Origin of the sequence: Kutzneria kofuensis (assembly GCF_014203355.1) — a bacterium.
GTDB classification, from domain to species: Bacteria; Actinomycetota; Actinomycetes; order Mycobacteriales; family Pseudonocardiaceae; genus Kutzneria; species Kutzneria kofuensis.
The window spans coordinates 46,740-71,844 of record NZ_JACHIR010000004.1 but is presented as its reverse complement, the minus strand read 5'-3'; the positions used below and the strand labels follow the sequence as shown (position 1 = coordinate 71,844).

General features: G+C 71.4%; 18 protein-coding genes. 12 read left to right on the top strand and 6 right to left on the bottom strand.

Annotation, left to right across the window (positions count from 1 at the left end; all coding sequences use genetic code 11):
* Positions 1 to 5 precede the first annotated feature (5 nt).
* The 7 genes from BJ998_RS45155 to BJ998_RS45125 all read left to right on the top strand — a co-directional run bounded on the left by BJ998_RS45155 (position 6) and on the right by BJ998_RS45125 (position 12,113).
* Complete coding sequence (locus BJ998_RS45155) at positions 6 to 6,521, top strand: condensation domain-containing protein (RefSeq protein WP_184870367.1); 6,516 nt, start codon at positions 6 to 8, stop codon at positions 6,519 to 6,521.
* Positions 6,521 to 7,516 carry a 3-oxoacyl-[acyl-carrier-protein] synthase III C-terminal domain-containing protein gene (locus BJ998_RS45150; protein WP_184870366.1) on the top strand — a complete coding sequence of 332 codons (996 nt, stop codon included), beginning with the start codon at positions 6,521 to 6,523 and terminating at the stop codon, positions 7,514 to 7,516. The genes BJ998_RS45155 and BJ998_RS45150 overlap by 1 nt, the downstream gene beginning before the upstream one ends.
* Positions 7,517 to 7,527: 11 nt before the next feature.
* Positions 7,528 to 7,761, top strand: coding sequence for an acyl carrier protein (locus BJ998_RS45145; protein WP_184870365.1), 234 nt, complete (start codon positions 7,528 to 7,530; stop codon positions 7,759 to 7,761).
* A gap of 1 nt (position 7,762) precedes the next feature.
* Positions 7,763 to 8,815: an acyl-CoA dehydrogenase family protein gene (locus tag BJ998_RS45140; RefSeq protein ID WP_184870364.1), complete on the top strand. Its 1,053-nt coding sequence runs from the start codon at positions 7,763 to 7,765 to the stop codon at positions 8,813 to 8,815.
* Entirely contained in the window at positions 8,812 to 9,834 is a 1,023-nt protein-coding gene (locus BJ998_RS45135; protein ID WP_184870363.1) for an HAD-IIIC family phosphatase, read from the top strand. The genes BJ998_RS45140 and BJ998_RS45135 overlap by 4 nt, the downstream gene beginning before the upstream one ends.
* Positions 9,835 to 9,845: 11 nt before the next feature.
* Positions 9,846 to 10,685, top strand: a complete 840-nt coding sequence (locus tag BJ998_RS45130) for a 3-hydroxyacyl-CoA dehydrogenase family protein (protein ID WP_184870362.1) — start codon at positions 9,846 to 9,848, stop codon at positions 10,683 to 10,685.
* Between the two features lie 102 nt (positions 10,686 to 10,787).
* Positions 10,788 to 12,113: a hypothetical protein gene (locus BJ998_RS45125; protein WP_184870361.1), complete on the top strand. Its 1,326-nt coding sequence runs from the start codon at positions 10,788 to 10,790 to the stop codon at positions 12,111 to 12,113.
* A 276-nt stretch (positions 12,114 to 12,389) separates the two neighbouring features.
* On the opposite strand, the gene BJ998_RS45120 is transcribed toward BJ998_RS45125, so the two are convergent.
* Together BJ998_RS45120 and BJ998_RS45115 are read right to left on the bottom strand one after the other, a co-directional pair.
* Positions 12,390 to 13,481, bottom strand: coding sequence for a sensor histidine kinase (locus BJ998_RS45120; RefSeq protein ID WP_312890694.1), 1,092 nt, complete (start codon positions 13,479 to 13,481; stop codon positions 12,390 to 12,392).
* On the bottom strand, positions 13,478 to 14,137 hold the full coding sequence (locus BJ998_RS45115; protein ID WP_184870360.1) for a response regulator: 660 nt from the start codon (positions 14,135 to 14,137) through the stop codon (positions 13,478 to 13,480). The genes BJ998_RS45120 and BJ998_RS45115 overlap by 4 nt, the downstream gene beginning before the upstream one ends.
* 224 nt (positions 14,138 to 14,361) lie before the next feature.
* Here BJ998_RS45115 and BJ998_RS45110 point away from each other — a divergent pair, with 224 nt between their 5' ends.
* Positions 14,362 to 15,516, top strand: coding sequence for an alpha/beta hydrolase (locus BJ998_RS45110; protein ID WP_184870359.1), 1,155 nt, complete (start codon positions 14,362 to 14,364; stop codon positions 15,514 to 15,516).
* 42 nt (positions 15,517 to 15,558) lie between these two features.
* On the opposite strand, the gene BJ998_RS45105 is transcribed toward BJ998_RS45110, so the two are convergent.
* The 4 genes from BJ998_RS45105 to BJ998_RS45090 are packed head-to-tail and all read right to left on the bottom strand — an operon-like array spanning position 15,559 to position 20,399.
* Positions 15,559 to 16,359: a DUF6807 domain-containing protein gene (locus tag BJ998_RS45105; RefSeq protein WP_184870358.1), complete on the bottom strand. Its 801-nt coding sequence runs from the start codon at positions 16,357 to 16,359 to the stop codon at positions 15,559 to 15,561.
* Positions 16,356 to 18,353, bottom strand: coding sequence for a hypothetical protein (locus BJ998_RS45100; RefSeq protein WP_221339742.1), 1,998 nt, complete (start codon positions 18,351 to 18,353; stop codon positions 16,356 to 16,358). Before BJ998_RS45100 ends, BJ998_RS45105 begins: the two co-directional genes overlap by 4 nt.
* The gene (locus BJ998_RS45095) at positions 18,350 to 19,492 is read right to left on the bottom strand and encodes a Gfo/Idh/MocA family protein (protein WP_184870357.1); all 1,143 of its coding nucleotides are present in this window, start codon (positions 19,490 to 19,492) and stop codon (positions 18,350 to 18,352) included. Before BJ998_RS45095 ends, BJ998_RS45100 begins: the two co-directional genes overlap by 4 nt.
* A gap of 1 nt (position 19,493) precedes the next feature.
* The gene (locus BJ998_RS45090; protein WP_221339741.1) at positions 19,494 to 20,399 is read right to left on the bottom strand and encodes an N-acetylglucosamine kinase; all 906 of its coding nucleotides are present in this window, start codon (positions 20,397 to 20,399) and stop codon (positions 19,494 to 19,496) included.
* Positions 20,400 to 20,587: 188 nt separating this feature from the next.
* On the opposite strand from BJ998_RS45090, the gene BJ998_RS45085 reads away from it, so the two are divergent.
* The 4 genes from BJ998_RS45085 to BJ998_RS45070 all read left to right on the top strand — a co-directional run bounded on the left by BJ998_RS45085 (position 20,588) and on the right by BJ998_RS45070 (position 25,095).
* Positions 20,588 to 21,712: an ROK family protein gene (locus BJ998_RS45085; RefSeq protein ID WP_184870355.1), complete on the top strand. Its 1,125-nt coding sequence runs from the start codon at positions 20,588 to 20,590 to the stop codon at positions 21,710 to 21,712.
* Positions 21,713 to 21,907: 195 nt separating this feature from the next.
* Positions 21,908 to 22,864, top strand: a complete 957-nt coding sequence (locus tag BJ998_RS45080; RefSeq protein WP_184870354.1) for a carbohydrate ABC transporter permease — start codon at positions 21,908 to 21,910, stop codon at positions 22,862 to 22,864.
* A gap of 14 nt (positions 22,865 to 22,878) precedes the next feature.
* Positions 22,879 to 23,739 (top strand): carbohydrate ABC transporter permease, encoded by an 861-nt coding sequence (locus tag BJ998_RS45075; protein ID WP_184870353.1) that lies wholly within the window; start codon positions 22,879 to 22,881, stop codon positions 23,737 to 23,739.
* Between the two features lie 45 nt (positions 23,740 to 23,784).
* Complete coding sequence (locus tag BJ998_RS45070; RefSeq protein ID WP_184870352.1) at positions 23,785 to 25,095, top strand: ABC transporter substrate-binding protein; 1,311 nt, start codon at positions 23,785 to 23,787, stop codon at positions 25,093 to 25,095.
* The last annotated feature ends 10 nt before the right edge of the window (positions 25,096 to 25,105 follow it).

Genomic DNA, 25,105 nt, shown 5'->3' with positions numbered 1-25,105 from the left:
GGAGCATGGCGCAGGAAGCGATAGCGATCATCGGTGTCGCGCTCCGGTTGCCGGACGCGCACACCCTGGACGAGCTGCACGAGAACCTGACCGCCGGCCGGGACAGCGTGCGCGCCCCGGCCGAGGACCGGGTGCGCCACGCCGGCGGCGTGCCGGGCGCGGCTTACGTGCCGCTGGGCTACCTGGACCGGGTGGACCTGTTCGACCACCAGTTCTTCGGCCTGTCCCTGGCCGAGGCCCAGGCGATGGATCCGCACCAGCGGCTGGGCCTGCACCTGGTGCACGAGGCGGTCGAGAACGCCGGTTACGCCCCGGGCCGGCTGCGCGGCTCGGCCACGGCGGTGATCGTCGCGGCGCCCAACCGGGCCTACGCCAGCGGGTACCAGGGCGACGACCCGAACCAGATCCTGGGTTCGCTGCCGGCGGCGATGGCCGCGCGGATCGCGTACCTGTTCGACTTCGCCGGGCCGGCGTTGGTGGTGGACACGGCGTGCAGCGGCAGCCTGGCCGCCGTGGCGCTGGCGGTGGAGAAACTCCGTGCCGGCCGGGCCGATCTGGCCGTGGCCGGTGGGGTGGCCCTGGAAACGGTGCTGCACCTCGACGAGGACGACGATCCGCTGCTCGGCGTGATGTCCCAGGTGGGGGTGTGCCGGCCGTTCGACGCCGCCGCGGACGGCACGACCGGCGGCGAGGGCGGCGGATTCGTGCTGCTCAAACGACTGTCGGAGGCGCTGGCCGACGGTGACCACGTCCACGCCGTGCTGCGCGGCGTCGCGGTCAACCACAACGGGGCCGGGGCCACCAGCATGAGCGCCCCCAGTGCCCGTGCCCAGGCCGCCGCGATCAGGGCCGCGTGGCAGGACGCCGGAGTCTCCGCCGCGGAGATCGGCTACGTCGAGTGCCACGGTTCGGGCACTCCGCTGGGCGACGTCGTGGAGGCCGACGGCCTGCACCAGGCGTTCGACCGGCAGTTGCCGCCGGTCGGCGCCGTGAAGGGCAACTTCGGGCATCTGGACCACGCCGCCGGGATGGCCGGGTTGTTCAAGGTGCTCGCCGGGTTCCGGCATTCGGCGCTGTACCCGACCGTCCACTACGACACGCCGAATCCGCTGTTCCCGCAACCGATTCCGGTGCAGACGGTGTCGGAGCCCTGGCGTGGGGCGCCACTTCGGGCCGGGCTGAGTTCCTTCGGGTTGACCGGGACCAACGTGCACGCCGTGCTGGAACAGGCCCCGGCTCGACAGGCCACAGTGGACGATGGAATGCCCCGGCTGGTCACCGTATCGGCCCGTACGCCCACGGCACTGGAGCGCTACGCGGTGCGGCTGGCGGCGTTCCTGGACGAGACCGATCACGGCCTGGCCGAGGTGGCGTTCGCGTTGAACGCCGGCCGCGATGATCACGCGTATCGGTGGGCGTTCACCGTGCACAGCACCAAGGAACTGGCCGAGGCGCTGCGCGAAGCCGAGGTGCCCGAGCCGGTTCGGGAAGCCCCGGCGGTGCTGCTGTTCTCCGGTGACACCGAGATCGACGACGCCACGTGGGCCGACCTCGCCGCGCAGTTCCCGGTGGACCCGGCGCTGGCCGGAACCCTGCTGCGGCAGCGGGCTTTGTACGGGCTGCTGGGGCTGCCGGACGCGCGGCTCGTCGGCTCCGGCCACGGCAACCTGGCGGTCCGGCTGATCCGAGGCAAGATCACCGAGGCGGAGGCGCTGGAACGCTCGGCCGAGCCGTCGACCCCGGTGAACCATGAGGGCCTGCGCCGGGCGGCGCGGGGCTTCGTCGCCGAAGGCGCCGTGGTGCTGGAGATGGGTGCCGACGGGGCGCTGTCCCGGGGGATCGCTGAACTCGCACCGGAACTGCCGGTGGTGCGCCTGCTGTCCGGGGACGGACTGCTCGCCGCACTGGGCCGTCTGTACGAACTCGGCGTCACCCTGCAGTGGAACACGAAGGCACGACGGATCGAGGCGCCGACCTATCCGTTCGAGCCGGTGTCCTGCTGGCACGCTCCGGTGGAACCCGTCGACACCGTTGCCCAGCCGGCGTCTTCGGATGTCACGGAGTCCGTGGCGGGATTGTGGGCCAAGGCGCTCAAGGCCCCGGACGTGCGGGCCGATTCGGACTACTTCGCGCTCGGCGGCACCTCGATCGCCGGAATCGGGCTGTTGCGGGAGATCGAGTCCAGGTTCGGCGCGCGGCTGACCTTCGCCGACCTGTACGCGAACCGGACCGTGGGCGAGCTGGCGGCGCTGATCGAGCAGCGGGCCGGGATCGCCGAGGACTGGACGGTTCCGCTGGTGTCCCGCGCCGGCCGGCTGCCGCTGTCGATCAACCAGGAGCAGCTCTGGTACATCGACCAGCTCACGCCCGGCACGGCCCTGTACAACATCCCGACCGAGGTGCGCTACGGCGGGCCGCTGGACCGGGCGGCGCTGCAGGCCGCGTTCGCGGACCTGGTCGAGCGGCACGAGATCATGCACAGCCGCATCGCCCTCGGTGCGGACGGCCGGCCCGAGGTGCTGCTGGACGCGCCCCGGCCGGCGCTGCGCGTGGTGGACCTCAGCGCCGAGCCGGAGCGGTTGGCCGAACACGCGGAGGCCGAGGGCGTCAGGGGCTTCGACCTGGCGGCCGGGCCGCTGGTGCGGGCGGTGTTGTACGCGCTCAGCGACGTGGATCACCTGCTGGTCGTCACCTGGCACCACATCGCCTTCGACGGCTGGACGCCCCGGATCTTCCTGCGTGACCTGTCCGAGTTCTACCGGGCTCGGCTGACCGGCCAACCGCCGGAACTGCCGGAACTGCCCATCCAGTACGTGGATTTCGCCGCATGGCAGCGGAACTGGCTCGATGCCGAGCGGATGGGGCGCGGACTGGCGTACTGGCGGTCCCAGCTGGCCGGGCTGCGACCGCGGGAGCTCCCGCTGGACCGGCCGCGTCCGGAGGTGGAGTCGCACGCCGGGGCGCTGCTGGAGTTCACGTTGCCCCGGGAACAGGCCGTGGCGCTGCGGGAGTTCAGCCGGCAGGAGGGCGTGACCACCTTCGTCACCATGATGGCCGTGATGGACGCCCTGATGCACCTGTGGGCGGGACACCGGGACGTCGTCGTCGGCGCCGCCACCAGCGGGCGGACCAATCCCGCCACCCACGAGCTGATCGGCTACTTCAACAACCTGCTGCCCTTCCGGACCACTGTGGACGGCGCCGAATCGTTCCGGCAGCTGGTCCGGCGCTGCGCGGCCACGGTCACCGGCGTCCTGGACCACGAGGAGATCCCGTTCGGCGCCATCGTGGCCGACCTGCACCCGCGACGGGACGCCAGTCGGCACCCCGTCTTCACCGTGGCGTACACCCACCAGAACACCGAGGCCCACCCGGCGGAACTGGCCGGGCTGACCGCCTCCGCCGGCGACGAGGGCGGATTCGGCATCGCCCCGGGCACCGCCAAGCTGGACCTGACCATCGGACTGTCCGATCAGGACGGTGGACCGATGCGCGGCTACCTGGAGTACGCCACCGACCTGTTCGACGAGCCGCACATGCGGCGGGTCGTCGCGTTGTACACGGAGATCGTCGCGAAGGCCATGGCCGACCCGGACCGCAGGCTGGCCGACTACCCGGACTCGGTGTGGTCGACGATCCGTGCGCACGCGCCGGAACACCCCGCGCTGGTGGATGGCGAGAACTCGCACAGCTACGGCGAGATTTGCCGGCGGGCCGAGGAACTGGCGGCCAGGCTGCGGGCCGAGGGGGCCGGGCCGGTCGTGCCGGTGCTGGCCGAACGCGGCGTGGACATGGTGGTCGGCTGGCTCGCCGTGCTGGCCGCCGACCGGGCCTTCGTGCCGCTGGACCCGGCCGCGCCGGACGAGCGCACCGAGCAGATCCTGGCCGATGTCGGGGCGCCCATGATGATCGTCGGCACGGAGTTGCGCCAGCTCGACGGACGACCCGAACCGGCCGCCGGCCTGGCCTACGTGGCGTTCACCTCGGGCTCCACCGGCCGGCCACAGGGCTGTGCGATCGGCCATGAGAGCCTGCTGAACTTCCTGCGCTGGCACGGGCAGCGACTAGGACTGTCCACAGCGGACCACGTCGGCCAGACCTTCTCCGCCGGGTTCGACGGTTCCGTCGCCGAGATCCTCTCCACGCTGTACCACGGCGCCACCCTGCACCTGCTGCGGGACGTCAAGCAGACCCCGGCCACGCTGCTGAAGTGGTTCGCGGACAACGGGATCACCGTATCGGCCCTGTCCACGCCGATGACCGAACTACTGTTGAACGACTACACCGAGCAGCCGGGACTGGTCCTGCGCTCGCTGTGGACCGGCGGCGACCGACTCCGCGTCCGCCCGCCCGCCGGGCTGCCCTTCACGGTGCTGAACATGTACGGGCCCACCGAGTGCACCATCGCGGCGACCTGCTCGGTGGTCTCTCCGCGCGGGGACGGCGCCCCGGACATCGGCCACCCGATCACCGGCGCCGAAGCGTACATTCTGGACGGAGACGGAAAGCCGCTCGGCGTAGGGGAGATCGGCGAGCTGTACCTGGGTGGCGCGGTGGTCGGCCGCGGCTACCACCGACAGCCGGGACTGACGGCGGCCCGGTTCGTGGCGGACCCGTTCTCCGCCAGGCCGGGGGCCCGGATGTACCGCACCGGTGATCTGGCCGCCCGCCGGCCGGACGGGGCGATCGACTTCCACGGCCGGGCCGACAGACAGATCGCGTTGCGCGGCTTCCGGGTGGAGCCGGCGGAGGTGGAACGGGTCCTGGTCGCCCAGCCAGGCGTGCGGGAAGCACTGGTACTGAGCGAAGAACTGCCCTCGGGCGGCCGGCGGCTGGTCGCGCACGTCGCGGGCGAGGCCGTCCCGGCCGAACCCGTGCTGCTCGCGGCCGTGTCCGCGGCGCTGCCGGCCCACATGGTGCCCGGCCGGGTGATCGTGCACGACACGCTGCCCAAGACCGCGAACGGCAAGTTCGACCGCGCGAGCCTGAACCAGGAGAACGTCATGACCACTGCCGGCCCGGTGCGGGTGTTGTCGGGAATCTGGTCGGAACTGTTGGGCCGCGAGCAGATCGGGCTGGACGAGGACTTCTTCCAGATCGGCGGCGACTCGGTGCTCAGCGTCGGCCTGGCCGCGCGGGCCGCCCGCGCCGGGGTCTCCATCACCCCGCAGGACGTGCTTCGGCACCCGACCCTGCGCGGCCTGTCCGCCGTGGCGACGACCGTTCAGGCTGAGACGGAGCCGGTGGACGGCACCGTCGAGCTCACCCCGATGATCCGGCAGCTGCTGGACGCGCCGGGCAGTACCGCGGCGGACTTCGTGGTGATCGAAGTGATGGACGTTCCGGCCGGCATCGACGCCGATGCGCTGCGTACCGCCGTGCAACGACTCACCGAGGCGCAGGAACCGCTGCGCTACCGGTTCCACCGCAACAGCCTGGGCTGGCGGATCGAACCCGCCGCCGAGTCCGGGCACGTGTTCGACACCGTGGTGCTGCCGCCGCTGAGCCGGGCCGAGGAGCACGAGATCCTGGAAGCGGACAAGGACGAGCTGCTCGCGGAGATCGACATCCAGCGCGGCCCCCTGCTGCGCGCCCGGTTCTACCAGCGCGGCCCGCAGCGCGGTGGAGTCCTGCTGTTGTTGGTGCACCACTTCGTGCACGACGAGATCTCCGCGGTGCCGATGCTGGAGGACCTGAACGCCGCGCTGAGCGGCCCGCTGGAACCGAGGCCGGCGGCCTGGCGGGCGTGGTCGCGGCACCTGGTCGCCTCGGCCCGGTCCGACGAACTCGCCGGTGAACTGACCTACTGGACCAGCGTGCTGCGCGGCGGCCGGTCCGTCGGCACCGCACCGCTGGCCGCCGTTCCCGGGGCGGATCCGGTCGTGCGGCACAGGACCGTCCGGCTGGGCGACTCCGCCTCGCTGCTGACCTTGCCCGGAGCACCCAGTCGCGAAGCGGCCGTGGCCGCCGTGGCCCGTGCGTGGTCCAGGTGGCGCGGCACGCCGAACGCCTTTCTGTCCACTGTGGGCCATGGTGCCCCGAACACGTTCCGGCCCATGGACCGGTCGAGGTCGGTCGGCTGGTTCACCAACGCCTTCCCGCTGCTGGTGCCGGTGCAGCCCGAGGCCCGGGTGCGGGACGCCTTGCCGGCTGTGGCGGACACGCTGCGGGCCGTGCCCAACGACGGGGTCGGGTACGGGATTCTGCGGCAGCTCAGCCCGGCCACCGAGGCGGTGCAGCGGTTGCGTGCGTTGCCGGAGCCGCAGTTGTTGGTGGAGCACAAGGTGAGCGGGCTGAACCCGTTCCGGGTCGGCGCGGGCCGGATCGGCATGGTCCCCCCGATGATGGCCACCGAGAACCGCGCCCTGCTCTCCGTCATGCCGATCATCGTGGCCACCGCCGTGATCGACGGCGAACTCCAGCTGTACCTCGCGCACCACGGCCGGTTCGACGCGCGGGAGTTGTCGGCCTTCGTCGAGCAGTTGGTGGTCGCGTTCGCCGAACTGGCCGGGCAGCGCTGATGCCCAGGCCCTTCGCGCTGCGTGCCGTCGCGCATTTCCTGCCGGACGACGAACTCCTGGTCGCCGACCTGCCGTTCGCCGATGAGGAGCGGGAGACCGGCCGGAACCTGGGCATCGAACGGGTTCGTGCCGACGACGGGCTGTCCGCGGTGGACCTCGCGGTGCGGGCCGGCGAGCAGGCGCTGACTCAGGCCGGGCTCAACGCCGGAGATCTCGACGCGCTGATCGTGATCGACTCGCGGGTGCCGCGAACGTTGCTGAGTTCCGAGGCCACCCGGGTGCAGGCGATCCTCGGGGCCCGGCGGGCGGTCACCTTCGGCGTCGGCGGCCTGGGGTGCGTCTCGATCGCGCCGGCGCTGCGGGCGTCGCGGGCGTTCCTCGCCGACGAGGAGACCGCCGAGCACGTGCTCGTCGTGCACGGCAGCAAGCCGGCGACTCCGAATCGGTACCGGCATCCGGTGACCGTGAACGGGGACGGCGGTCAGGCCGTGGTGATCGGCCGAACCGGGCCGCTGCGGGTGCTGGACCTCGTGCAGTACAGCAACGGCGAGTACTGGGACCTGTTCGCCGTGGACTTCCGGGACCGGCCGGTGGCCGACTGGCGGGAAGAGTGCGCCGACCCGCCGAAGTACTCGTTCAAGCTGGCGGTGGAGACCCGGAACCGCCTGCGCGAGCTGTACCGGGACCTGTTGGCCCGCAACGGGATGGTGTCCGGCGACGTGCACTGCCACCTCGGCCAGAACCTGTCCGAGGGGTCGCTGCGGTTCACCGCGGAGTCGCTGGACGTGCAGATCGCCAAGGCCTGCACGGACAACCTGCGCCGCTACGGACACCTCGGACCGAACGACATGCTGCTGAACCTGACCGCCGCGATCGACGGCGGCGAACTCGGCGCCGGGCAACGCGCGGTGCTGGTGGGGGCCAGCCCGGTGGCCGCGTGGAGCCTGCTGCTGGTGGAGAACGGGGACAGCGGGGCAACGGAGCACTACCTGTGAGGGAGAGCGGGATGGACGTCCGCGCGGAGCTGACGGAGTTCCTGAGCGAGGCGACGGGGGACCGGATCGAACCCGACGAGGACTACTTCGCCAAGGGCCTGGTGAACTCGCTGTTCGCCCTGGAGCTGGTCACGTTCGTGGAGCGGCGGTTCGGCCTGGTGGTCGAGGTGGAGGACCTCGACCTGGACCACTTCCGCACCATCGACCGGCTGACCGAGTTCGTCCGCGTGAAGACGGCCGCCTGAGATGGGGTTCGATCCGGCCGAGGCGGCGCGGTGGGACCGCGACGGCGGTTTCCCGGTGCACGTGGTGAAACAGCTCGCCGATCGGGACTGGCTCGGCGGATCCCCGCTGGAGCTGGGGGAGTTCTGCGCCGAGGTCGGCGCGGTGTGCAGCTCGCTGCGCGGATTGGTCACGGTGCAGGGCATGGTGTCGGCCGCGCTGTCCCGGTGGGGAACGGCGGACCAGCGGGAGCACTGGCTGCCCCGACTGGCCGCTGGCGAGGAGATCGCCGGCTTCGCGGCCACGGAGTCCGGCGCCGGCACCGACCTGGCCGCGGTCGGCACCACCATCGACGCGGGACCCGGCGGGCTGACGATCAACGGCGAGAAGCGCTGGGTCACCTGCGGACGGATTGCCACCGTCCTGCTGGTGCTCGGTGTGCTGGATGGCAAGCCGGCGACCGTGCTCGTGGAAACCGACCGCGCCGGCGTGTGCCTCGAACCGGTGCACGACCAGCTGGGCATGCGGGCCGCGCACATCGCCGACGTCCGGTTCGACCAGGTTCGGGTACCTCGGGAGAACCTGGTCGCGCCGGCCGGTTTCGGACTGTCCCATGTGGTCGCGACGGCCTTGGACCACGGGCGCTTCACGGTGGCCTGGGGGTGCGTCGGCATGGCCGAGGCGTGTCTCCGGGACGCCGCCGAGCACGCGATGATCCGGGTGCAGGCCGGTGTTCCACTGGCGGATCACCAACTGGTGCGGTCGATGGTGGCCCGCGCCGCGGTGGCGGCCGACAACGCCCGGCTCTCCTGTACGGCGGCCGCGCAGTCCAGAATGGACTGTTCTCCCGACGCCATCGCGCGGACGATCATGGCCAAGTACACCGCGTCCCGGGCCGCGGCGACCGTCAGTGCGGACGCGGTGCAGATCCTCGGCTCGGCCGGTGTCGCCCCGGACAGCCGGGCCGGCCGGTTCTACCGCGACGCCAAGGTGATGCGCATCATCGAGGGCGCCGACCAGGTGGCCGAACTGCACATCGCCGACCACGTGCTGCGCGAGCACCGGAGGAGGACATGACGAACACGGTCAAGTGCCTGGTGTGGGACCTGGACGACACGCTGTGGGACGGTGTGGTGCTGGAAGGCGACGATCCCGATCCGTTCCCGGTCGCCGTGTCCACGCTGCACACCTTGGACCAGCGCGGCATCCTGCACGCGGTGGCCAGCCGGGGCGAACCCGAGATCGCCGCGGCCCATCTGGCCGCACGCGGGCTGGCGGACATGTTCAGCGTGGTGCAGGTCAACTGGGGCGCCAAGTCGGACTCGGTCCGGATGGTGGCCGATGCGCTCAACATCGGCCTGGACACCGTCGCGTTCGTGGACAACGACCCGTTGGAACGGGCCGAGGTGGCGCAGGCGCTGCCGATGGTGCGCTGCTACCCGGCCGCCGAGATCGCCAGGCTGCCCCGGCTCGCCGAGTTCCAACCGGAGTTCGTCACCGCCGAGTCCCGGCAGCGCCGGCACATGTACCGGGTGGAAGCGGCCAGGAAGCAGGCTGAGCAACGGCATTCCGGGCCGTCGGCGGAGTTCCTCGCCTCGCTGGAACTGGAGATGACCGTGCGGCGGGCCGGCGAGGAGGACCTGGTGCGGGCGCACGAACTGACCCTGCGCACGCACCAGCTCAACACCACCGGCTGGACCGCCGATCTGGCCGAGCTGCGCAGGCTGAGCCGGTCGCCGGCCCACGAGGTGCTCGTGGCGAGCCTGCGCGACAGGTTCGGCCCGTACGGCACGATCGGCCTGGCCGTGAGCGAGATCGGCGACGGACGCAGTGTGCTCAAGCTGCTGCTCATGTCGTGCCGGGTGATGTCCCGAGGCGTCGGCGCCCTGCTGCTCAACCACGTCGTCACCCGTGCGCTGGCCGCCGGCCGCCGTCCGATGGCGGAGTTCGTGTCCACTGAGGTGAACCGGATCATGTTGGTGACCCTGCGCTTCGGCGGCTTCGAGGTGACCGACCGGGATGGCGACCGGTTGCTGCTCGGCTACGCCGGGGACCAGCCGCCGGCCCAGCCGGAACACGTGAGGCTGTTGTCGTGAAGGGGGAAGGCATGGACAGGCCGGTCGGCGTGGTCGGCGGTGGCACGATGGGACTCGGTGTGGCGCAGAGTCTGGCCACCGCCGGGCACCCGGTCGTCGTGCTGGATCCGGCGGACCAGGTGCGGGCCACCGGCAGTGATCGGCTGCGGGACGGCCTGCGGCTGGCGAAGCTGCTCGGGCGGTTCAGCGGCGACCATGCCGAGGTGCTGTCCTCGGTGCGGTGGACGGCCGTGGAAAAGGACCTGGACGACGTCCAGTTCGTGGTGGAGTGCGGGCCGGAGCGCATCCCGCTGAAGCAGGAGCTGTTCCGGATGCTGGACGCGGTGTGCCCACCGGACGCCGTTCTCGCCTCGTGCACCTCGGCCATCCCGATCGGGCTGCTCGCCGCCTGCACCGGCCGGCCGGAACTGGTGCTGGGCATGCACTTCATGAACCCTGCCCCGCTCAAACCGGTGGTCGAGGTGGCCCGCACCGAGCAGACCGGGGCGGACACCCTGCGCCGGGCCGACGAGCTGCTGGCCGGCATGGGCAAACGGGGCATCGTGGTGCGCGACGCGCCCGGGTTCGTCTCCAACCGGGTGCTGATGTCCACGATCAACGACGCGGCCACCGTGGTGCAGGAGGGCACCGCCGACCCGGCCACCGTGGACAAGGTCTTCGAGGACTGCTTCGGGCATCGGATGGGGCCGCTGCGGACCGCCGACCTGATCGGGCTGGACACCATCCTCGACACCCTGCACGTGCTGCTGGAGACCACCGGCGACGACCGGTTCACCCCCTGCGAGCTGCTGGTCGGCATGGTCCGGGAGGGCAGGCTCGGCAAGAAGTCCGGCGGCGGCTTCTTCCGGTGACCCGGCCGGCGCGGCCGCGGAAACGGCTTGCCGAAGGGTTGAACCTGTCCCGGTGAGATCGCGTATTCACGCCCGGATTCCTGAAGGGGGTGCGCCGCGGACATGAGCGGGCCGATCACTGTCACTCTGAGCTACCAGGTGCGTCGCGGACGTGCGGGCCAGTTCTCCATGTCGGCCACAGCGCTGCTCGGCATGGCGGCGCGGCAGCCGGGCTACCTGGGCGCCGGGATCCTTGGCACCGTGTCGACCGGCCGCGACTGGCAGATCTTCTACCGTTTCGACGGCGAGAGCTCCCTGGCGGAGTGGGAGCAGTCGAACTCGTACGCCCGGTGGATCGACTACGTCGAGAAGTTCGCCAGCCGTGCCGACGCACGGCGCACGGTCGGCGACGAGATGTGGCCCGTCGACAGCGGGCAGGTCCGACACCAGCAGCGAGGTGCGGCTCCCGCGGGTCGGGCTCGCAGCCGGCGGGAGGCGGCCGCACCCGAGGATGTCCCGGTGGATGCCACGCAGGTGATGGACGCCGCACGGTTGCGGCAGGCCGCCCAACAACGGTCGGGCCAGCATGCGCGACCCCAGGAAGCGGCCCACTCCGAGGCCGCCCCGGTGGATGCCACGCAGGTGATGGACGGCGCGCGGTTGCGGCAGGCCGCCCAACAGCGGTCGGGCCGGTATGAGCGACCGCGGGTCGAGCGGCCTCAGCGGGCGTCGGCCGAATGGGAGCCGGACCAGTGGGACGAGGAGTTCCGGGAGCTGGTCGCCAGGGAGTCGGGCTGGGGCCCGGCGCCGAGCCCGCACGCGCCGGTGCCGCATTCCCAGCCGATAGCCCGAAGTGAAGTGGCCCGGTGGGAGGCGGCCCAACGCGAGGCGGCCCAACGTGAGGCGGCCCAACGTGAAGCGGCGCAGCGCGAGGCCGCTGAGCGTGAGGCGGCCCGGCGTGAGGCGGCTCAGTGGGAAGCGGCCCAATGGGAAGCGGCGCAGCGTGAGATGGCCCAACGGGAGGCGGTCGAGCGCGAGCTGGCCCAGCGTGAGATGGCCCAGCGGGAAGCGGCGCAGCGTGAGGCTGCCCTGCTCGAAGCGGCCCAGCGGGCGGTGGGCAACCGTGAGCCGGTCCACCAGGCGGAACCTCAACGGCAGCAGCCGGACCAGCGGCAGGCCGGCCGTCGCGAGCCGGTCGACCGGGAGCCGAGCCGCCGGTGGTGGGGCCGCAGGCAGCAGCCGGACCAGCCAGAGCCGGACCGTGAACAGGCAGCCCGTGGGGAACAACGGCAGCGTCAGGCCTCGCCGGAGCGAACCCGCGGGTCCGAGCAGCCGTCGTCGGATCCGACCTTGTCCCCGGCGGAGCAGCGGGAGCTGTTCGGTGACCTCGAGATTCCACGGCCCGACGGCGACCCGCTGGCGATGGCACGTAGCCGACGGGAGAGGTGAACAGCGGCGAGCCGCGGGTGAGCCACGCGAAGACCACCACCATGGACGCTGCGTTCGTCCCGGCTGACACAGTGTGGCGAACACGGGGCAGGGCCGCCCGCTCCGGGGAACGGCCGGCCCTGCGCCCACGGCCTCAGCCGGCTGCGAAGCCGGTCAACAGGCGGGACGGGAACGGGGCGGCGCGGGCTTGACCAGCGGAAACGTCGGCATCGGTGTGCCGCCGGGAGCCGGGGCGTCGCCCCGAAGCGGCTTCGTGGTGGGCCGGTGGAAGATCGACTATCGGTCGGCGATCGGCAGGCGCAGCTGGAGTTCGAATCCGCCGTTCGACGTCGGGGCCGCGTGGACGGTGCCACCGAGCAGCGCCGCGCGTTCCCGGAGACCGACGAGTCCGTGCCGCGCGCTGGGCAGCGTGAGCGTCGGCCTGGTGGGCGGCGTGTTCGTGACGGTGACGGTGAGATCGGTGTCGTCGCGTGTGAACTCGACCGTGGCGACACCGCCGGGCGCATGCTTGCGGACGTTGGTCAGGGCTTCCTGGATGGTGCGGTAGATGGTGCGCTGCACCGGCGCGTCCATGCCCTCCGGGGCGTCACCGACCAGCCGGGTCTCGATCCCGCTGCCGTTCACCAGGCGCTCCAGGTCGGACAGGGTCGGCTGGGGGGTGAGCTCGGTCGCGGGAGTTCCGGCGGCCCGGAGCAGGTTCACCATGTGCCGCAGTTCGTCGAGCGTGTCGACGGACAGCCGGCGGATGTTCTCCGCCACGGTCCTGGCCGTCGGATCGATGGTGCTGACCTGGAGCGCGCCCGCCTGCACCGCGATCAGGCTGACCTGGTGCGACACCACGTCGTGCATCTCGCGGGCGAGCTGGTTGCGCTCCTTGGCCAGCACGGCCTGGGCGTCCAGCCGCCGCTCGTGCTCCCGCGCCTGCTCGATGTCCGCCAGCCGCAGCGTCAGCTCGCGATGGGTCCGCACGAACTGGCCGAGGAAGATCGGCGCGGCCGCGGTCATGGTCGCGTAGATCACGCCGAGCACCACGTCGATGCTGAACAGGTCGAAGTCCTGGCCGGGAAAGAGGTAGCCGGTGGCGGCCAGCACGCCGCAACCGGCGAGCAGCCAGCGGTTGGAGCTGCGGGTGGCGACGGTGTACAGGGCGATGAGCGTGGCGATGACCGATCCCGACACGGCCAGTGCCGGCAGCGTCGCCAGGAACACCGGGACCGGCCAGCGCCGGCGGACCAGCAGCGCCAGCACGGCAAGCGCCGCATATGCGGTCTCGTCCCACGCCGGTGCGGCGTTGAGGCCGGCATCGACGGCGGCGACGCCGAGCAGCGACGCCTCGGCGAGCAACCCGAGCATCCGCGACCGGGTCACGGCCGGCGCTCGTCGCAGTCGAGCAGGCCGGCGCGCTGCGCGACCAGGGCCGCCTGCACCCGGCTGCCCACGCCGAGCTTGGTCAGGATGGCGCTGACGTGGTCCTTGACCGTGCCTACGCTGACGTGGATGCGGGCCCCGATGTCGGTGTTGGACAGTCCGTCCGCGATCAGCACGAGCACCGCGCGCTCCCGCTCGGTGAGCTGGCTGACCTGGCCGGCGGCGGCCGAGCCGGCGCCGGAGTCGAGGTAGCCGTCCACGACCGTCCTGGTGACCTTCGGCGAGAGCACGACACCGCCGGCCGCGAGCGTCCGGACGACCTGGGCCAGCTGGTCCGGACCGGTGTCCTTGAGGATGAATCCGGCCGCCCCCGAGCGCAGCGCGGTGGCGATGTACTCGTCGGAGTCGAACGTCGTCAGCATGGCCACCACCGGCGGCCGGCGCAGTCCGCGCAGCTGACGCAGGATCGTCAGCCCGTCCACATCGGGCATCCGGATGTCCAGCAGCACGACGTCGGGCTGGTGCAGGCCGACCTCGCGCACGGCCTGCGCGCCGGTCGCGGTCGCCACCACCTCGATGTCGCCGGCCGCCTCCAGGATGAGCCGGAACCCCGACCGCACCAGCTCCTCGTCGTCGACGACCACCACCCGAATCATGCTCGCATCCTCCCGGACTCGACCCGACTCAGTCTCGCCGCCACCGCGTAAAGCCTCCATCCGGGGCTCGGCAGGGCCGGACCGGTCGACCAGCTGGCGTCAACCAGCCAGGTGGCGGGTGTTACAGGCCGGTCAACCGGTGTCCGACGCGGCCGGCCGCGCGGAGCATGGGCGGCGGGCGGAAGGGAGTCCGATGGACGGCGACGACCAGTGGTGATCAGACGATGAGCGCGTCCGACGTCACGGTCCCCGACGACGTGGCGGATCACGCCAGGCAGGTGGGTCCGCTGGAGTCGCCGTGGATCTGGCTGACGCTCGGCGTGCTGGCCGCGGTGGCCCTGGCGGCCACGGTCTGGTTCCGTCGACGCCGCCGCGCCCGGCGGATCGGGACCGCCGTCGTGGTGTGCTTGTCGCTGTTGGCCGGCATCACCGGCCTGAACAGCTACGTCGGCTACGTCCGCACCAGGCACGATCTGGCCATGCTCCTCGAACGTGGCGGCGGCCCGTTGCGCACCCTCGGGGAGGCCGTCGACAGCGGGGACGAGAGAGGTTCGGCCGACGTCGGCAATCCCGCCGACCCGAACGCACCGACCGTCGACCGGATCGACATCGCCGACCCGGCGCACGCCGTGCCGTCCGGGCGGACGTTCGTCCTGCTGCCGCCGGGCTACGACGCTCCCGCCAACGCCAACCGGCGGTACCCGGTCGTCTACCTCGTGCACGGCTATCCCTACGGCAGCCCCGACGACTGGCTGTCCGCCGGCGATGCCCCGGGCACGTTGCGGGGGCTGTACCAGCACCATGCCCTCTCGCCGACGATCGTCGTCAGCGTCGATCTCACCGCCGGCAACGCCAGCCGCGCCTGGGACGGGCTCGACGTCCCGGGCGGCCCCCAGCTGGAGACCTACCTGGCGCGCACGGTCGTGCCGACCGTAGACCACCGCTACCGCACCAGCGCCGACCGGGACCACCGGGCGCTGGGCGGCATGTCCGGCGGCGGGTTCGCCGCGCTGAACATCGGCCTGCACCACCTCGACGAGTTCGGCGCGCTGCTGATCTCCCTGCCGTACGACACGTTGGACGGCAACGAAGGTCTGCTCGGCGGGAACCGGAACCTGGTCACCGCCAACACTCCTCGGGAGTACCTGCCCACGATGCCGTTCCCGCACAAGGTTTCGGTCATGCTCACCGCCGGCACGGGCGCGCCCACCGACGCCGCGACCGCCAACCGTGTCGCGGCGGCCTTGCAGGCCCGTGGGCAGAACGTCGTCGTGCGCATGGAACGTGGGTTCAACCACACCTGGCACACCGCCCGCGCGAGCCTGCCGTACCTGCTCACCTTCGCCGGCCGCATGTTCGACCAGGCATCGCCGCGGTGACCGGTGGCAGGCGGATGAACGGGCGGCCGACGCCATCCACCCTCAGGTCGGGATCTCGTCGTCGCTGACCACGACGGAGTAGGTCCGCTCGATCGTCCCCGACGGCGCGATCACCAGGGGCCGCTCGAATGCGAAAGCCACCCCGACGGCCGGGTACTCGGCCATCCGCACGAACCAGCGGTCGTCACGGGCGAGGCCGCTGAAGGTCAACGCGTATCGACCGCCGGCGGCCGTGCCGCTGACGGTGAGCTCGGGCCAGGCCGATCCGTTGATCTCACGTTCATCGCGCAGTGGGCCCGCCGCGAGCACCGGATCGGTGGTCGGCGGCAGGCGCCAGAAGAAGCCGCCGTAACCGGCGCCGTCGCCGCGTCCGTTGACGGCGGGGCTGCGGAGGGCGACGGCGGCCTCGCCCGGGTTGGTCAGCTGCGTGCCGATGGTGAGCCGCCAGCCGCGGGCGGTCGCGTCGGCCCGGACGGTGCGCCGCTCGACCAGCAATGTGTTGCCATGAGGTCCCTTCCAGGCCAGTTCGTGGCCCAGCGCACCGGAAGTCCGTTCCCACCAGCGGAGGTGCTCGATGCGTCCGTGGTCGGGCAGTTCCACGTAACCCCGCCCGTGCACATAGGTGCGCCCGCCCCACAGATTGGCGCCGGCCACGTCGGGCACGGCCAGGCTGACGCCCAGGTGCCAGCGATGGTCGGCGGGCAGCAGGTCGGTGACCACGGTGCCGGCGGCGGTGCGGATCGGATGCAGGTACGGCCTGGGCGCCAGGGTCGGATCGACCTGGGGCTCGATGACGTACTCGGCCACGGCCGAATCCCCGACACGCAGGACGACGGGGGTCATGGCGTGGTCACCCGCAGGACCGGCTCGCCTTGCGCGTCGCCGGCCGGGTCGCCGATCAGTGCGGTGAAGTCGCGGGTCCGCACCAGCACTCCGTCGGCTGTTCGCCGAGCGGAGCAGGGGAGCGGTCGAGCCTCGGTCACGTCGGCGGCCGGCCCGTAGCGCACGACGAAGACCGCGAGGTCCGCCGGTGCGTCCGCGATCCGGTCGGCGAGCACCAGGTTGGTGAGGGCGACGCGCCGCCAGCCGGCGTCCGGATTGCCGTAGCCACGCGGGTCGTCGGTCAGGTCGAACGCGACCTGTTCCTGGGTGAGTCCAATGGTCTGTGGGCTGTTGACGTGGGCCCGGCCGGCCGGCGGATTGATCACCCGCAGCCCGGAACCCGCGGTGACGGCCATGCCGCCGGCCACCAGCGCGCCGGTGGTCGTCAGCACCTGGTCGGGGCGTCCGAGGTCGAACGGCACTCCGCCGGGTTCGACCACCTCGACGATCTTGCGCTGTCGAGCGCCCTCGGCGGTCGCATAGGGCAGTCCGGCCAGGAACGTCACCTCGGTGTCGGCGGGCAGCGCCGTGCGGTCGAGAACGGTCACCACGTGCAGACCGCTGCCGTCGGACACGAACAGCTGTTGCACGGCAAGCATGACTTGGTCCCTGGTGACCACCGCCTTGGTCACCAGCTTGGCCCCCAGTCGGTCGCCGGTGCACTCACGGGTGCGCATCGGTCCGAGCGGGCGGGTGAGCAGCACGCGCTGGCCGTCCGGGTACCGTACGAGTGGCCCGATGCCGTGCTGATGGTCCACAATGGACTCGATTACGGCGGTGTCACCCGCGTCGATCAGGTACGGCGTCAACTGGTCGGTCAGCGACACCGAGGTCCGGCCCTGACGCAGCGAATGTCGCGTGTGCACGACGGCGTCCGTCGCGCCGCGATGCCACCGGTGGTCGTCCAGCCAGAACCACACCGTCGCGAAGGCGAAATGTCCACTCGGGACACCGGCGGTGGTCGCGCAGTAGTACGCGACCCTTCGGTCGCCGAGGTAGCGGCCGATGTCCGCGCCGATCCTGGTGCTGAACAGGCGCAGCCCGAGCATCCCCTCGCAGCCGCAATGCTGTTCGCTGTAACGGGGCCCGCCGAAGTCGAAGCCTCGGCTGGACAGTCGGCCCTGAAGATACCGGGCGATCTCGTCACCGTCGTCGAGGAAGCACTGCTCGCCGCTGACCTGGAACGCCCGGGCCAGGAACGTCAGCGAGATCGGAAGGTAGTTCTGGTCGTGTCCGGCGCCGTGCTCGGCCGGCAGCCGCAGGCCCCGGTCGACCAGCCGCGACGACCGGATCTCGGTGTCGTACCAGGACATCGCCTCGGCAATGATCCGGTCGCCGTCCTGGGCGCCGGACCGTGCACGCAGGTGTCGGCCGAGCGTCAGCCCGCCCACCACCGCGCCGATGGCCTGGTTGGCGGTCTGCTGCGGATTGAACAGGCTCGCCTCGGTCAGCCACCGCCAGAATCCGACCGCCACTTCGGTCAGCTCGGCGTACTGCTGGTCGGTCAGCAGTGCCCGCCCGAGATCGAGCACGTTGACGGCGTGCAGCAGGGCCCACACGGTGCTCGGCCAGTCGCCGAACGGATGTTCCCCGGCGGCGGGCAGATAGCGGACGTAGGGCAGGCCGCTGTCCCGCACCCGCAGGAACGGCTCCCCCGGGTTGTCGGTGCGGAACACCCGGTGGGCCAGGAAGAAGTCGACACCGCGACGGGCGGCGCCCACCAGTTCGGCGTCCCGGCGGTCGTCCCGGTGCCAGGCCAGGCAGAACAGCGACACGACGCCGAGGGTCATGTCGCCGATGTCGTCATCGGCCGACGGGTCTTCCAGGTTGCCGTCCGGTCGCTGGCCGACGATGGCCTTCGTGACGGCGTCGGCCAGCACCGTGCGCAGGGTGTCGGGATCGTCGGGCAGGTCGTGCAGACTCGCGTGCTGGCTCGGCAGGTACACCGGGGTCATGGGCACTCCTCGGTCGCCCAGGGCAGGTCCAGTTCGGAGAACGGCACGCCACGTTCGCCGGCCGCCACCACGGCGTCTTCGATGCCGGGAATGGTGCGCCGCGTAGGGGTGATCCGGAGATGGCGCGCCGGTATGGGCTTGACAGCGGGGCCGGCGACGATCGCGGCCAGCACGGCGGTGAACGATCGGGTGTCGCGCAGCGGGCTGCACAACACGTCGCCGGCCGGGTCCTCGGACAGGTTCGCGATCAGATCGTCGATCAGCGCGACCCGATCGCCCGCCAGCTCCTCGACACGACCGCCGACCTCGATCCGCGCGCGGTCCTCGGTGTACCACACGGTCGCCTGGCCCTCAGCGCCGAACACCCGCACGTACGGCTCGAACTCGCGCTCGGCACACAACGTCACAGCCGCGGTGACCGGCGCTGCGCCGTCCGGCTCGATCCGCGCGCTGATCGTGTCGTCACCTTCGATCGGATAGGCGTGGTACGCCTCCGCGCGCACCCGCACCGACCCGTTCGATTGTGGTGCGGCCAGGCGCAGCGCGAGTGCGACGCCGTGAGCGAACGGGTTGATGAGCGCGCCGTCGGCCACCACGACACCGGCGACCGTGCGGCGGCCCGCCCAGTCCGAACGGGTGTAGTAGTCCGTGTCCCGACTCCAGCAGCCGACGACGCTCACCCGACTCAACTCGCCGAACTCGCCGGATTGGTTGCGGCGCAACAACTCCCGCACCACCGCGGAGCCGAATGCCTGAAATCCCACCTGGCAGTGCCGGCGCGTCCGCTCGGCGACGGCCAGCAGGCGGTCGTGATCGGCGAGGCTGGTCACCGGCGGCTTCTCCAGCAGGACGTGCGCTCCGAGCAGCATGGCCCGTTCGGCGAGGTGCAGGTGCGTGTGGGCGGGGGAGGTGATGACCACGATGTCGGGACGCACCCGTTCGAGCAGGCGGACCGCGTTCGTGTCGAACACGCTGCCTGCCACCAGGTCCGCGTCCGCGCCGACGGGCTCGCGCACGTCGGCCACCCCACACAGGACCAGCCGCCCGGCCCGGTCGCGGTCGAGTAGACCGTCCAGGTGCACCCGCCCGTGGCCGTGCATGCCGATCAGGGCCACCCTGGGCACGACGAGATCCGCCACCTCAGCTCGCCACCAGACACTCGGCCAGCCGCACCGCGCCGACGACCGGATCGACCGTCAACCGGTGCACGGTGCTCACCGGGGCGACCGCCGCCAGCTTGCGGGCGAAGGCGTCGAACAGGCTGGGCTGGTTGAGGATCACCCCGCCGGCCACCACGACGTCGTCCACGTCGACGTCCCGGCCGGCCATGCCGGTGACGAGCGAGGCAAGCGCGTCGGCCGCGTCGTCGACTACGGCACGGGCGAGCGCGGAACCTCCGTGCAGGGCTTCGAACACCAGCTCGGCGCGGCGGCCCCAGCTGGCGGCCCCGGCCTCGCCGGCCATCGCCTCCGGCAGATCGGCCACTTCGCCCACGCCGTAGGAGCCCATCAGCGCGGTCGCGAGGAGATCCGGCGGCTCACCCCGGTCCCGGGCGGCCATGCTGGCCCGCACCGCCTCCCGGAGGAGCCCCGGCGCGCTGCCCTCGTCGCCGATCAGCCAACCCCAGCCGCCCATGAAAACCGGCTCGCCCCGGCGGTCGCGGGCGACGGCCACCGAGCCGGTGCCGGCCACCACGCCCACTCCGGCCGCCAGGCCGCATGCCGGCACCAGCAGCTCGGCATCGTTGCGCACCAGGCACTTCGCGGCGGGCAGCCGACGCACCAGCTCGGTGGCCAGGGCGTCACACGCCCGCGAGCTGTCGCAACCATGGGCGCCTACGGCGACCGCGTCCACGGCGGCGTCGGGCAGGGTGGTGGCGATCAGGTCGGTGAGGAACGCGGCCGCCGACGCGGCGTCGGCCGGCCGCCAGCCCTCGCTCGATACGACGCGGTCGGCCAGCACCTGGCCGCCGCGGACGGCGCGCAGGTGTGTCTTGGTGCCGCCGACGTCGATTCCGACCCGAACGCCGGAGAACAGGTCCGGCACGCGGGTTCCTTTCCGGAAGTGGTCGGGCTCGCGCGGCGCGTGGGAACCGCACTGCCTCATGATTGATGCTCGCGTTCGGAGGGAACGCGGAAAGCGGCTGGGACCCGCTCCGTTCGTTAAGCAGTCAACTTACTAACGGGGTCGCCTGTCAAGAGGTACGGTGCGAACTGTTAGCGGTCGGCACGAGGATGAAGGTGGGTGTCGGCACGGTGAGCCTGTCGGCCAGTGCTCAGGCGGTTTTCATCGCGCTCTCCGCGCGGGCGAAGGCTACTCGTCCACAATTGGCCGTCGACTGCGGGCTGTCCAAGCCTACGGTTTCCGCGGCGGTGTCCGAATTGGAGGGCATCGAATTAATCGAACGCAATGGTGCGGCGCACGGAACAATTGGTCGTACGGCCGCGGTGTACCGGCTCGGTCCGGCCGCCGGGTACGTGCTCGCCGTGGACCACGGCTCCACTCAGGTCTCGTTCCGGGCGGTCGCCCTCGACGGGCGCCTGCTCGACGAGGCGCACACCGGAACCCCGTCCGAAGCGCGGGCGATGGTCCGGGCGGCACTGCGCAGACGTCGCCGTAGCGGCCCGTTGCGCGCGGTTGTGGTCGCGGTGTCCGATGTGGTGACGCCCGCCGGGCGGGTCGGCGACCCGGCCGTGGACGAACGGGTGCGGGCCGCGGTCGACGGGCTCGGGCTGCCGGCGGCCGCGCCCGTCCTGACCGAGAACAACGTCAACTGTGCGGCCATCGCCGAGCTGCGCGAGGGGGCGGCCGGTAGCCGGGACACCTTCGTCTACCTCCAGGTCGGCGTCGGCATCGGGGCCGGGATCGTGGTCAACGGTCGGTTGGTGCGCGGCGAGAACGGGGCCGCGGGCGAACTCGCGCGGCTGGCGTATCCGTGGGCGGACGACCGGCCGGCCGGCCATGAGGCGTTGGAAGCCCGGCTCGGATCCCCGGGCCTGCTGCGCCGGGTGCGGGCACGCTGGTCCACCGCGGACGGACCGCTGCCGCGGGACGCGGCCGCCCTGTTCGCGCTGGCCGAGCGGGGGCATTCGACCGCCGCCGGCCTGGTCCGGGAGCACTCGCTGGAAGTGGGCAAGCTGGCCGCGTCGCTGAGCGCCGTGCTCGATCCCGGCCTGGTCGTCCTGGGCGGCGGCGTGGGAGCCAACCCGCTGCTCACGCCGGGAGTCGTCGAAACGCTGGCCGGATTGAGCTGGCCCACCGAGGTGGTCGTCAGCAGGCTGGGGGACCGGGCCACGGTGCTCGGCGCCGCGCGGCTGGCCCGGGAGCAGGGGGTGCGACGGGCCGTTGTCGCGCTCTAATCGTCTAGGTCACTTACCGTTGACAGCCGAACCGGGACGCCCCTACCGTCTTGGAAAGCGCATTCCAGATCCCTGGGACGGACTGGGCACGGCGCCGCGTGGGAACAGAACACACTGTCCACTCCGGGCGGAGGAGTCGCGTCGCGACCCCTCGCCCGAACGGCAAGCAGCACCGACGTCCCAGGAGTGTCACCCATGTCGGAGAACACGGTCGCCGCCCCGGCCGTCGTGCCCGTGCCGCCACCGCCGCCCGAACCGGTCCGGGTGAACAGGCGCAAGCGGCACAAGCACAATCTCGCCGGCTACGGCTTCATCGCGCCCTGGCTGGTCGGCATCTTCGGCTTCACGCTGATCCCGATGGTGTACTCGCTGTACCTGTCGTTGACCAAGTTCAACCTGCTCACCGCTCCACAGTGGACAGGTATCGACAACTACCTGAACCTCCTGCACGACCAGCGTTATCTGCAGGCGGTCAAGGTCACCCTGATCTACGTGGTGACGTCCGTGCCGCTGAAGCTGGCGCTGGCGCTGCTGGTCGCGGTCGCGCTCAATCGCGGGTTGACGGCGCTGGGCTTCTACCGGTCCGTGTTCTACCTGCCGTCGCTGCTCGGCGCGAGCGTCGCGGTCTCGGTGATGTGGCGGCAGATCTTCTCCCAGCAGGGGCTGCTCAACGAGTTCCTGAGCTGGTTCGGGGTCCGGGGCGCGGACTGGATCGGCGACCCGAGGTACGCGCTGTGGACGCTGGTGTTGCTGTCCGGCTGGCAGTTCGGCACGCCGATGCTGATCTTCCTGGCCGGCCTCAAGCAACTGCCGCAGGACCTCTACGAGGCCGCGGCGCTGGACGGCGCCGGCCGGGTGCGGGTCTTCTTCACGATCACCCTCCCGCTGTTGTCCCCGATGGTGTTCTTCAACCTGGTGCTGGAGACGATCAACGCCTTCCAGACCTTCACGCCGGCCTTCGTGGTGTCCAGCGGCACCGGCGGCCCGATCGACTCGACGCTGCTCTACACGCTCTACCTGTACCTCAAGGGCTTCGGCAGCCTGCAGATGGGCTACGCCTCGGCGATGGCATGGGTGCTGTTCCTGGTGATCGGCGCGTTCACCGCCGTCTACTTCTGGTCCGCGCGCCGCTGGGTCAACTACGCCGAGTGAGAGGAGACGCCGTGATGACGGCCCCTGCCCCGTCCCGGCCCGGCCGGCGCCGAGTCCGGTTCCACTGGCGCGCCCACACCGTGCTGCTGGTGACCCTGGTCGTGATGATCTACCCGCTGGTGTGGCTGGTCGGCGCGTCGTTCAAGCCGGAGAACCAGATCTTCACCACGGTCAACCCGCTGCCGTTCCAGTTCACCTTCGGCAACTACGTCAGCGGGTGGACCGCCACCGGCACCTCGTTCACCGTGTACCTGGCCAACTCGGTGACGGTCTCGGTGTGCGTGGTGGTGGGCAACCTGATCTCGTGCTCGCTGGCCGCCTACGCGTTCGCGCGGCTGGACTTCGCGCTGCGCAGGATGTGGTTCGGGCTGATGCTGGGCACGCTCATGCTGCCGTTCCAGGCCACGCTCATCCCGCAGTACACGATCTTCTACCGGCTGAACTGGATCAACACGTTCCTGCCGCTGGTGGTGCCGTACTTCCTGGCCTACGACGCGTTCTTCATCTTCCTGATGGTGCAGTTCATCCGCGGCATCCCGCGCGAGCTGGACGAGGCGGCCGCGCTGGACGGCGCCGGCCACGTGCGGGTGTTCTTCACCATCATCGTGCCGCTGCTGCGGCCGGCGCTGATCACGACCGGCGTGCTGACCTTCATCTGGACGTTCAACGACTTCCTGCGCCAGCTGGTCTACCTGTCCGACAACAGCCGCTACACCGTGCCGCTCGGGCTGAACTCGTTCATCGACAAGGCCAGCGGGTCCAGCTACGGCGGCATGCTCGCGATGTCCGTCGTCACCCTCGTGCCCACCATCGCGGTCTTCCTGATCTCGCAGCGGCGCCTCGTCGACGGCGTCGCCAACACCGGGATCAAGTGATCACGCGCCGCGTTCGGCGCAGCCCAGCACAGAAGGAGAGCAGCCATGCCCGACAACCTGTCCAGGAGAGGGTTCCTCGGCCTCGCGGCCGGCGGCGTCGCGGCGACCGCGCTGACCGGCTGCGGCTTCGCGCCTCCCAGCAGCAGCTCGTCGTCGAACAACTCGCTGACGTTCCGCTGGTGGGGTGGTGACGCCCGGAACAAGGCGTACCAGGCGGCGCTGCAGCTGTTCACGAAGAAGACCGGCATTTCGGTCACGACCCAGTACTCCGGCTACGACGGCTACTTCGACAAGCTCAACACCGAGTTCGCCGGCGGCAACCCGCCCGACATCTTCCAGATGGACACCGCGCTGGTGAGCACCTACGCGGCCAAGGGCGTGCTGACCGACCTGTCCGCCTACATCCCCGGCACCATCCACCTGGACACGCTCTACCCGGCCGTGCGGGCGGCGGGGACGGTCGACGGCAAGCCCTACGGCGTGCCGTCGGGCTCCGGCTACGCCCCCGTCCTCTACGACAAGACCGTGCTGGACCAGCTGAAGATCACGCCGCCGTCCGACGGCTGGACCTGGGACGACTTCGCGACCGTCACCGCCGAGATCTCCAAGGCGCTGGGGTCGGGCAAGTACGGGGCGCTGGACTCGTCCTTCGACGACTCCGGCGCGCTGCAGCCCTGGCTGCGCCAGCGCGGCAAGGACCTCTACACCGCCACCGGGGAGATCGGCTTCGGCGTCGACGAGCTGGCCGAGTGGTTCACCTACTGGGCCGGGCTGCGCCGCAGCGGCGCCGTCACGCCGCCGGACCTGCTGGCCAACGCCGGCGAGGCCAGCGGGACCCACCCGCTGATCGCCGGCCAGATCGTGATGACGACCGGGTGGGGACTGGCCCAGATGCAGCCGCTGACCCAGCACACCCTGGACATCGTGGTGGTGCCCCGGGGCAAGGACGGCAAGACCGGCCAGGCGCTCAGCGGCGGCGTGCTGCTGTGCATCCCGGCGAAGAGCCGCAACCCGGACGGCGCGGCCAAGCTGATCGACCTGTTCGTCAGCGACGCCGACGCCATCAAGGACATGGGCATCCAGCGCGGCTTCCCGCCGTCGGACAAGGCGCTGAACATCCTGATGCCGTCCCTGAACGCCGCCGACAAGCGGGACGTCACCTACGGCCAGTACGTGGCCCAGCAGGTGGCCAAGGAGGGGCTGCCGGCCGCGCCGACGGCGCCGCCGGGCTACCAGGACGTCAAGACGGCGCTGGACGCCGCCGCCAAGCAGATCGCCTTCGGCAAGCTGTCCATCGCCGACGGCGTCAGCCAGTTCTTCACCACCGCCAAGTCCGCGCTGGCCAGCGCCAAGTAGCCGAGGACGA